General features: G+C 60.8%; 8 protein-coding genes. All 8 read left to right on the top strand.

What is annotated here, in order from left to right; all coding sequences use genetic code 11:
• A partial coding sequence (locus LDL37_RS01375) for a flagellin (protein WP_290793248.1) occupies window positions 1-503 on the top strand: 503 nt, incomplete at its 5' end.
• A gap of 206 nt (window positions 504-709) precedes the next feature.
• Window positions 710-3,610 carry a transcriptional regulator gene (locus LDL37_RS01370; protein WP_290793246.1) on the top strand — a complete coding sequence of 967 codons (2,901 nt, stop codon included), beginning with the start codon at window positions 710-712 and terminating at the stop codon, window positions 3,608-3,610.
• A gap of 45 nt (window positions 3,611-3,655) precedes the next feature.
• Entirely contained in the window at window positions 3,656-4,306 is a 651-nt protein-coding gene (locus tag LDL37_RS01365) for a hypothetical protein (protein ID WP_013480560.1), read from the top strand.
• 10 nt (window positions 4,307-4,316) lie between these two features.
• Window positions 4,317-4,763: a hypothetical protein gene (locus LDL37_RS01360; RefSeq protein ID WP_290793242.1), complete on the top strand. Its 447-nt coding sequence runs from the start codon at window positions 4,317-4,319 to the stop codon at window positions 4,761-4,763.
• Between the two features lie 134 nt (window positions 4,764-4,897).
• On the top strand, window positions 4,898-5,416 hold the full coding sequence (gene ssb / locus LDL37_RS01355; RefSeq protein WP_126424015.1) for a single-stranded DNA-binding protein: 519 nt from the start codon (window positions 4,898-4,900) through the stop codon (window positions 5,414-5,416).
• Window positions 5,417-5,742: 326 nt separating this feature from the next.
• Window positions 5,743-8,499, top strand: a complete 2,757-nt coding sequence (gyrA, locus tag LDL37_RS01350) for a DNA gyrase subunit A (RefSeq protein WP_290793238.1) — start codon at window positions 5,743-5,745, stop codon at window positions 8,497-8,499.
• A gap of 34 nt (window positions 8,500-8,533) precedes the next feature.
• Window positions 8,534-9,025: a pantetheine-phosphate adenylyltransferase gene (coaD, locus tag LDL37_RS01345; protein ID WP_013480556.1), complete on the top strand. Its 492-nt coding sequence runs from the start codon at window positions 8,534-8,536 to the stop codon at window positions 9,023-9,025.
• Window positions 9,025-9,858, top strand: a complete 834-nt coding sequence (locus LDL37_RS01340) for a peptidylprolyl isomerase (RefSeq protein ID WP_290793233.1) — start codon at window positions 9,025-9,027, stop codon at window positions 9,856-9,858. Before coaD ends, LDL37_RS01340 begins: the two co-directional genes overlap by 1 nt.
• Window positions 9,859-10,000 lie beyond the last annotated feature (142 nt).

The raw sequence follows: 10,000 nt of genomic DNA, 5'->3' as shown, positions 1-10,000 counted from the left end.
ACGCTCTGAATGGTGATTTCCGCGAACTTCTCCGTCAGATCAGCCATGCCGTAGCCAATTCGTCTTTCGATGGCACCAACCTGCTTAACGGCACGATCACGAATGGCATTAAATTTATAGATAATGCCGATGGCAGCTCGGTCGTAACCCTCTCGTCGCGCAATTTCAGTCTTGGGGGCACGATCATTACCCTGTCGGCGGCGGCCAATGTGCTGACCCTGACCCGGGCGACATCGGCTCTGGCCCGTCTGGATGCCTCGATCAATAACGTTAATGCCAGCCTTGCCGCACTGGGTTCGGAAGCCAAGCAGATCGAGGGGCGTCAAAACTTCGTCGCCAAACTCTCCGGCGCTATCGAAGTCGGTATCGGTAACCTGGTTGATGCCGATCTGGCCAAGGAAAGTGCCCGCTTGCAGGCCCTTCAGGTGCAGCAACAGCTGGGCACGCAGGCCCTGTCGATTGCCAACCAGTCGCCGCAGGCCATCCTCCGACTCTTCCAGTAGGCGCTTACTTTAGGCAGTCTGAGCAAACCCGCCGGCATCCGGCGGGTTTTTTCTTCAAGCCGCCATTGAGGCGGCGGCCAAGGTGGCGAAGCCACCGCCCGGCGAGGGGCTAAACAAAAGCGAGATCATTATGTTTCTATGAGAAATCATAATGATCTCACCCTTTTTGCTGCGGGTTAACGCTTCTTAAGCTTTGATCTGTGACAATGGCCCTTATGACCGTGTCGTTCGATACCAGCCTGTTGACGAGTTATTTCAACTCGAAGACCCGTGCCACTTCCGGTACGGCCAATACGGCTGCGCAGACGACGGCGACCAGCCCTACGGGCACTACGCGCGCGCCAACCGCGCCGTGGGAAAAGGGCGGCACGCCCGACGACACTCTGGTCAAGAACATACTGGCGGGTAAGAGCTTTATTCGCGAATCGGCGGTCAATCTCGATCTGGCTGGCGCATCTACCGACTACAAAAAGCTCTACACCCTCTATACCGGACTGAACTCCCTGCGCGCCGTGGCGGCCAAGGCACAGTCGATTCTGACGGGGAGCAATCCTGACTCGATCAGCAACAAGACGGAACTCAATACGCTGCGCCGTCGATTCGATTCCGGCATCGGCGAGGTCAGCACCTACGTCAAGGATGCGGATTACGAGCATCTGGACCTTGTGCAGGGGACCATTACCGACAAGCTGAAATCGACCGTGGGCATCGCCCGCACCGATACGGCCTATTTCGCCAAGGACATCCATTCGGGCACGGCGACCAGTGAGGTCGAGGCCTTCAAGGGCGATGTGGCCTTTGACATTTCGGTCAAGCGGACGGGGACGACGGACCCGATCAATGTTCATATCGACCTTGCGGAAATGGGTAGTGAAACCCGCTCGATGTCGAGCGTCGTCACCTATATCAACGACAAGCTGAAAGCGGCGGGGCTTTCGACCAAGTTCGCCGTGCAGCGGACGGCGGGCGGTGACAAGACGGTTGAGGTGAATGGCAAGACGGTCAAGGTTGGCACCAATCCCGACACGTTTTCCTTGAAGATACAGGGCGACTCTACGGAGGCCCTTACCTTTAGTGCCGCGCCCACCGGGGACTCGGTTTTTGTCGTGCAGAAGACGGGCGATACCGACAAGACCACGAAATACAACAAGGAAACCAAAAAGTTCGAGACCGTCACGCCCAAGCAGACCACCGGCATGGTGAAGTTCAGCACGGGTGGCGATACGGTGTCGGCACCCGGCGATACCTTCTGGACGGCGGGCCGCAGCGTCCAGAACGACCTTGAAGGCGCGATCAAGACCGTGCATCAGACGGTTTCCGGGCCGGATGGCTCGGTCTATGTGCTGGCCGATGTCGATGGCACCACGGAGGGTCAGACGATCAAGGGCACGCAGGACGTCGCCCTGATCAAGTACGATTCGGCCGGTAATGTCGTCTATGCCCGCACCCTGGGCGCGGCCGACAGTGCCACCGGCTACGCGCTGAGCGTCGGCGATGATGGCAAGGTCGCCATTGCCGGGTCGGTGACCGGTACGCTTTCGACCGTTACCACCACGACCTCAAGCTACACGGTGGATGGCAAGACCTTCACCACGACCTCGACCAAGGAAGACAGCGGGACGTCCGGCACGAACAAGACGGTTGCCGACAGTTTTGTCACCGTGTTTGATTCTGCCGGTCAGGAAATGTGGACCAAGCGCTTTGGGTCCACCGATGAAGATGCCGCTCTGGCGGTGACCTTCGGGTCGGATGGCTCGGTTCAGGTGGCCGGCAAGACGCGTAGCGTCATGCAGGGCGGAGTCGGTTCGGCGGGTGGCTGGGACGCCTATATCCGCAGTTTTGATTCGACCGGAAAGGCGACCGCCACGGTGCAATATGGTACCTCCGGCACGGATCAGGCCAGCGCGATCAAGGTCGATGGCAATACGCTCTACGCCGCCGGTGTGGAAGACGGCAATATCGTCCTGCGCGCCTATGATATCAGCGACCCGGCCAAGCCAACCCTGACGGGCACCCGCAATCTGGGCGGTCTGGGGGGCGGGCAGATCGGCGCCATCGACGTCTATAACGGCAAGGTCTATGTCGGTGGTTCGACCGGCAATGACAGTATTCTGGGCGGCGGATCGGGCAGCACCGCTTTCCACGGGCATTCCGACGCCTTTGCCGCCACCGTCTCGACGGATTTCGCCTCCACCGCTGGCGATAAGGTCGTCTATTATGGCGGGGCAGGGGAAGAAAAGAACGTCAAGGTGCAGTTCACCGACGGCAAGGTTTACTTCGCCGGGCAGACCGAAGGCGAGATCGACGGCACGACGAAGATCGGCGAAGCCGACGCCTATCTGGCGCGCATGGACGTGGCAAGTGGCGCGGTCGAATGGAGCCAGCGCTATTCGGGCAAGGACGGTGAGGTCGATCCGCAGGCCATGGCTGTCACGACCAATGGGGCCTCGGTGCTGGACAAGCTGGGCCTGCCCAGCGGCACGATCGAGTATAAGGATTCGACGCTCCTGACCTCAGGGACTTCGGTGCGGGCCGGGGACTCCTTCTATCTGCGCGATGCCGGTGGCTCGCAGAAAAAGATTATGATCGAGGCCAATGACACGCTGGACACGCTGGCCAAAAAGATCCAGCGCGCGGCGGGGTACAAGCTCAAGGTGACGGTGGCCAAGGTGACCGGCAAGGCCGAGTCGCAACTGGTTATCGAGCCGCAGAACAAGACCAGCCAGATGGAAATTGTCAAGGGTCCGGCGGGCAAGGACGCGCTCGAAGGGCTGGGGCTGACCGAAGGTCTGGTCCGCACGGCGGAGGACACCTCCTCTTCGTCTTCCTCGAAAAAGACAAAGACGGATACCGAAAAGCTGTTTGGCCTGAAGTTCAATGCCGACGTCAATCTGAACTCGGAGGAAAGCATCGCGGCGGCGATCAAGACGCTGGACGATGCCCTGAAAAACGTCCGTTCCGCCTATCGTTACCTGCGCTATGGCGAAGATACGACCTCATCGGACGACAGCAAGAAGAAGACCAGTTCAGCCGGTTCGGCCGCCTACTGGAATGCCCAGGCTTCCAACTATTCTGCGGCGCTCTCCCGCTTGACAGGCGGCGCATAAACAGGCCTTTAGGGGGAGATGAACTCACCTCCGAGGGGATGGATTATGGCGCTGAATCGGAAGCAGACGATCTGGCTGGCGGGTGCAGGCGGGGCCCTGTTGCTGGCGGTGCTGATCGGATGGGCGATCTCCAGTTCGCAAAAAGAATCGCCGCGCATGAATACCGAAGGTCCGGGCCTTGTCCTCGACATCGACGATGCGCCGACCCTCGACGCCAAGAAGACGCTGCGCTGCTTCGTCAATGGGGAATTTGTGGGGCAACTGACCATCGCCGACTGCGCCAAAAAGAACGGCGTGGCCGCCAATGCGCTGGATGTCGGCGTGGATGAAAGCGGCGAAATGACTGCCGCTCCGACCGCCTCTCTGGCCCCGCCGCCCGTCATTTCCGCCGACAAGGTGGCGCCTGTGGTCGTCGATTCGGGTGAGCCCGTGGCCGCAACCGCCCCGACCACGGGTCCGTCAGGGGCCTGTCTGCGCTTTGCCGGTAACGAGTGGACGCGTCTGTCGGACGGTATTTCGCTGAACGCCTGCGCGACCCTGCTGTTTGACGGTCGCTGCGAACGTCCGGGTTCGGCCTCCTATGGCCGCTGGGGCAGCCAGACCCTGCGCCTTGTGCCCAAGCGCGTTGAAATTTCGGATGATAACAAGACCTTCCGTACCCTGCTCGAACAGGGTCAGGGCTGCTCAGTAAAGTAAGGAGCCACTCATGGCGATGAAACCTGTTCTGTGGCTTGTCGCCGGGGCCGCCTGTCTGGCGCTGGCCGGGTGCGAAAAGACGGCCGTCGAAGCGCCCGATGCGAAGAATGTCTGCTTCCACATCGGCTTTCTCAAGGATCAGCCGCCAAAGTTCAACGTCATCAAAAAGGACGTGCCGTCGCTGGAATATTGCGCCGCGCATCTCGACGCCCTGCGCATCAAGTTCCTCAGCATGGGGTCGCCGCGCAAGGAGATCGTCGGGGTCTATAACGGCACCTTCCTGTGGTCCACGCCGCGGGGCATTCGCATTTCCAAGCATTTTGAAGGCCCGGCCATGCCCTTCCTGACCAAGGCCCCGGACGGGCGTCTGGTCATCCCCAGCGCCTTTGAGGTGCCGCGCGACCGCAATTTCTCGGAGCCGCAGACCCTGCCGGACAATCTGCCTGAAAAGAAATAAGGGCTCTCGCGCAGCGCGAAAAGATGTGAACAAAACGTTAACATCGACTTGGCAAGCGGCGTTTTGCCGCCTATGCTCAGGCCTCAGCAATTAATGTGTCCGCCGAATCGCGGGCAGAACGGAAGGCGCAGCGCATGGCGGGCTCGGTCAACAAGGTCATTATTATCGGCAATCTGGGTAAGGACCCGGAAATCCGCACGCTCAATTCGGGGGAGCGCGTCGCCAATCTGACGGTGGCCACCTCGGAACAGTGGCGCGACAAGATGACGGGCGAGCGCAAGGAAAAGACCGAGTGGCACCGCGTCGTGATCTTCAATGACAACCTGGCCAAGATCGCCGAGCAGTATCTGCGCAAGGGCTCGACCGTCTATCTCGAAGGCTCGCTGCAAACCCGCAAGTGGACCGATCAGCAGGGTGTCGAAAAGTACACCACTGAAATCGTGCTGCAACGCTTCAACGGCAATCTGACGCTGCTGGGCGGCCGTGGCGACAGCGGCGGCGGGTCGTCTTCTTCTGGCGGCTATGATCAGGGCGGCGGCTATGGCGGCGGTTTTGATGATGGCGGCTACGGGGCCCCAGCCTCTTCGGGCCCGAAGGCTCAAGGCTCCGGCCCCAAGCAGAACTTCGATCTGGACGACGAAATTCCGTTTTAAATCCTGTAAATTCGAACCCAAGGCCTGCGGTCAAACCGCAGGCTTTTTTGTGGGCGTTTCAGGCCGGTCCGCACGCAAAATAAATGTTAACAGGCGGGCTCTGAATTCCCCTAAAACGCCTTCCGGATTTGGGGATTAGTCGCAAAAGTGCTACGGTGCGCGTTAACCAGTGCGCCGACGTGTGATTCCCGTCGAGCGCCTGGAGCGCATACCAAAAAGTGTGAAACGGTTTTTGGGCTCACATGCGCGACCAAACAAAATGTTAGATTGGGGTTCGATTCAACCTGAACGAAACCCAATCTTGACTATGCAATGAAACGGGCTTCATGACCGATACTCCTGCTACCGGCCTGCCGACGCCGCACGGCATTTCGCACGTCACCATCGAGGATGAACTCAAGCGTTCCTATCTCGACTACGCCATGAGCGTGATCGTTTCGCGCGCCCTGCCGGATGCGCGCGACGGCCTGAAGCCCGTGCATCGGCGCATCGTCTATGCCATGTACGAAGAGGGCCGTACCCACGACAAGAAGTACGTCAAGTCGGCCAATATCGTCGGCGACGTGATGGGCCGCTACCACCCGCACGGCGATGGTGCCATCTATGACGCGCTGGTGCGGATGGCGCAGCCGTTTTCGATGCGCCTGCTGCTGGTCGATGGTCAGGGCAATTTCGGCTCGGTCGATGGCGATCCGCCGGCGGCCATGCGTTACACCGAAAGCCGTATGACGCGCGCGGCGGAGTCGCTGATCGCCGATATCGACAAAAACACGGTCGATTTCAACGACAACTACGACGGTGCGCGCCAGGAACCGTCGGTTCTGCCGTCGCGCATCCCGAACCTGCTGGTCAATGGGGCCGGCGGCATTGCGGTCGGTATGGCGACCAATATCCCGCCGCACAATCTGGGCGAAATCATCGAGGCCTGTTTGGCCATGCTCGATGACCCGCAGGTGAGCGCCGAAACCCTGCTGGGCATCGTACCCGGTCCGGACTTCCCGACGGGTGGTGAAATCCTTGGCCGTTCCGGCGCGCGTCAGGCGCTGCTGACCGGTCGCGGCTCGGTCATTATGCGCGGCAAGGCCTCGGTCGAAACCATCCGCAAGGACCGCGAAGCCATTATCATCACCGAACTGCCCTATCAGGTGAACAAGGCGACCCTGATCGAGCATATTGCGGAAATGGTGCGCGAAAAGCGCATCGAAGGCATCTCCGATATCCGCGACGAATCCGACCGTCAGGGGATGCGCGTGGTAGTCGAGCTGAAGCGCGACGCCTCCGGCGATGTCATTCTCAATCAGCTTTACCGCTATTCGGCCCTGCAAACGAGCTTCGGCGTCAATATGCTGGCGCTCAACCACGGCCGCCCGCAGCAGATGGGCCTGCGTAAGTTGCTGGAAATCTTCCTCGATTTCCGCGAAGAGGTGGTGGTCCGCCGCACCCGCTTTGAACTGAACAAGGCGCGTGACCGGGGCCACGTGCTGGTCGGTCTGGCCATAGCGGTGGCCAATATCGACGAAATTATCCACATCATCCGTTCCTCGGTCGATCCGACCGAAGCCCGTGAACGCCTGACGGCGCGCAACTGGCCCGCCGGGGACATGTCGCCGCTGATCGAGCTGATCGCTGATCCGCGCTCGATCGTCTTTGAAGGCGGTGAGGTGCGGCTGACCGAAGAACAGGCGCGCGCAATTCTGGCCCTGACCCTGTCGCGTCTGACCGGTCTGGGCCGCGATGAAATCTTCGGTGAAGCCCGCACCCTGGCGGCCTCTATCGCCGAATATCTCGCCATCCTGTCGTCGCGCGAACGCATCCTCGGAATCGTGCGCGAGGAGCTTGAAGAGGTGAAAGCCCTCTATGCGGAGCCGCGCCGCAGCCTGATCGTCGATGGCGAAGCCGATATCGAGGACGAAGACCTGATCCCGCGTGAGGACATGGTGGTGACCGTGACCCATTCGGGCTACGTCAAGCGCACCCCGCTCAGCGCCTATCGTACCCAACACCGCGGCGGCAAGGGCCGCTCGGGCATGGCGATGAAGGACGAAGACGCCATCACCGGCATCTATGCGGCTTCGACGCACCAGCCGATGCTGTTCTTCTCCTCAACGGGTAAGGCCTATAAGCTGAAGGTATGGCGTCTGCCGCTCGGCAATCCGCAATCCAAGGGCAAGGCCTTCGTCAACCTGCTGCCGCTGGACAAGCACGAGACGGTGACCAACATCCTGACCCTGCCGGAGGATGAAGCTACCTGGGATCGTCTGGATATCGTGTTTGCCACGCGCTCCGGCGACGTGCGCCGCAACAAGCTGTCGGACTTCGTCAACGTCAACCGCGCCGGCAAGATCGCCATGAAGCTGGAAGAGGGTGACGCCATTGTCGGCGTGGCCCTGTGCACCGAGGATCAGGACGTGCTCTTGTCCACGGCGTCAGGCCGTTCGATCCGCTTCGCCGTCGATGAGGTGCGCGTGTTCAAGGGCCGCGACTCTACCGGCGTGCGCGGCGTGCGTCTGGGTGAGGACGACACAGTTATCTCCATGGCCATACTGCGCCGCGTTGAGGCCACGCCGGCCGAACGCGCCGCCTATCTGAAGCACGCGGCTTCGCTGCGTGCGGCGGTATCGGGCGAAGGCGAAGAGGCGACGGCGGTGGTCGAAGACGAGGCCGAAGAGGGCGCGGAAGACGCGTCGCTGAGCGTCGAGCGCATCGCCGAACTGGGCGCGGCCGAAGAGTTCATTCTCACCATCGCCGATACGGGCTTTGGCAAGCGGACCTCGTCCTACGACTATCGCCGCACCGGTCGCGGCGGTCAGGGCATTGTCGCCATCGACCTGTCGAAGCGCGGCGGCAAGCTGGTCGCCTCCTTCCCGGTCGAAGACACCGATCAGCTTCTGCTGGTCACCGATGGCGGGCAACTGATCCGCACGCCGGTGTCGCAGATCCGCGTGGCGGGCCGCAATACGCAGGGCGTGACCATCTTCCGCACCTCAGGTGAGAAGGTCGTCTCGGTCGAGCGCCTGGCCGAAACCGCCGAAGAGGACGGCCCGGATGAGGCTGAGCTTGCCAGCGGGGGCGATGCCGGATAAGGCTGACCCATTACTGAATAAGGAGCCACGTCAGATGGCCAAAAGGATAGGGCTCTACCCCGGAACCTTCGACCCGATCACCAACGGACACTCGGACATTATCGGCCGGGCCGTTAAGCTGGTCGATCATCTGGTGATCGGTGTGGCGCGCAATACGGGCAAGGCACCGGTCTTCACGCTGGATGAGCGGGTTGAGATGTTGCGCGAAAGCTGCGCTCCGTTCGCCGATCGCGTCGAGGTCTTGCCCTTCGACAGCCTTTTGATGCACTTTGCCGAGGAACTTGGGGCGTCTGTCATCATTCGCGGCTTGCGCGCGGTGGCCGATTTCGAATACGAGTTTCAGATGACGGCGATGAACCAGCAGATGAACCGTGAGATCGAGACGGTGTTTCTGATGGCCGATCCCCGGCATCAGGCGATTGCGTCCCGATTGGTCAAAGAAATAGCCCAATTGGGCGGCAATATCGCGCCGTTCGTTTCAAAAAGCGTCGCTGAGCGGCTCTTGGCTAAGGTTGGAAAAGAGTAATGACGTTTAAGATGGGGGCTGCGCGCGCGGCAGGTCTGGCAATCGCCGCAACGCTTCTGGCCGGTACCGCGGTGGCAGCGACGCCGGGCTATCGTCCGGTCGATGCCGACAATACGCTGGTGATCGACACGAACAAAGGCCGTGTCATCGTTGAAATGTATCCCGAACTGGCCCCGCAGCACGTTGAGCGCATGAAGACGCTGACGCGGCAGGGCTTCTATAACGGGCTGAAATTCCACCGCGTCATCGAAGGCTTCATGGCCCAAACCGGCGACCCCAAGGGCACGGGTGAGGGCAATTCCGAGTTGCCGAATGTGCCGGCCGAATTCATCATCCGCCGTGACACGACGCTCGATATCACGCCGCTGACGACCGAGCGCGGTATCCTGACCGGTTACGTCAAGGCCCTGCCGGTGCAGTCGCAGGTCAACGACCTGATGGCTATAACCAAGGACAGCAAGGTTGAAACCTGGGGGCTTTACTGCGCGGGAACGCTGGGGATGGCCCGGGCCGGGGATGTCAACTCGGCCAACAGCCAGTTCTTCCTGATGCGCTCCTATACGGACGCACTGGAGCGTAAATATACGGCCTTTGGCATGACGCTGGTGGGGCTGGATGTGGTGCGCAAGCTGAAGCTGGGTGAGCCGCCGGTCGATCCGGATGTGATGACCAAGGTGCAGGTGCTCGCCGACATGCCCGAAGCCGAGCGTCCGAAGGTTGAGGTGATGGACACCCATTCGTCTGAATTTGCCGCCCTGGTCGAAGCCAAGCGCAAGGCCAGTCCCGCAGGCCTTACCGGCTGCGATGTGCCGGTTCCGGTCAAGGTGAACTAAACCGCATAACCTGTTGAAATAAAAAGGCCTCCCCTCCGGGAGGCCTTTTTATTCTTAAGGCTTCTCGCTTTCCAGCTTGGCCGTCGGGGTGGCGCAGCCCTTGAGCACATCGTCCCCGAAATTGACCTCGGCGGTCAGCGGA

Source organism: Asticcacaulis sp., from assembly GCF_020217185.1.
Lineage (GTDB): Bacteria > Pseudomonadota > Alphaproteobacteria > Caulobacterales > Caulobacteraceae > Asticcacaulis.
This window is presented reverse-complemented; position numbering and strand designations above follow the sequence as displayed.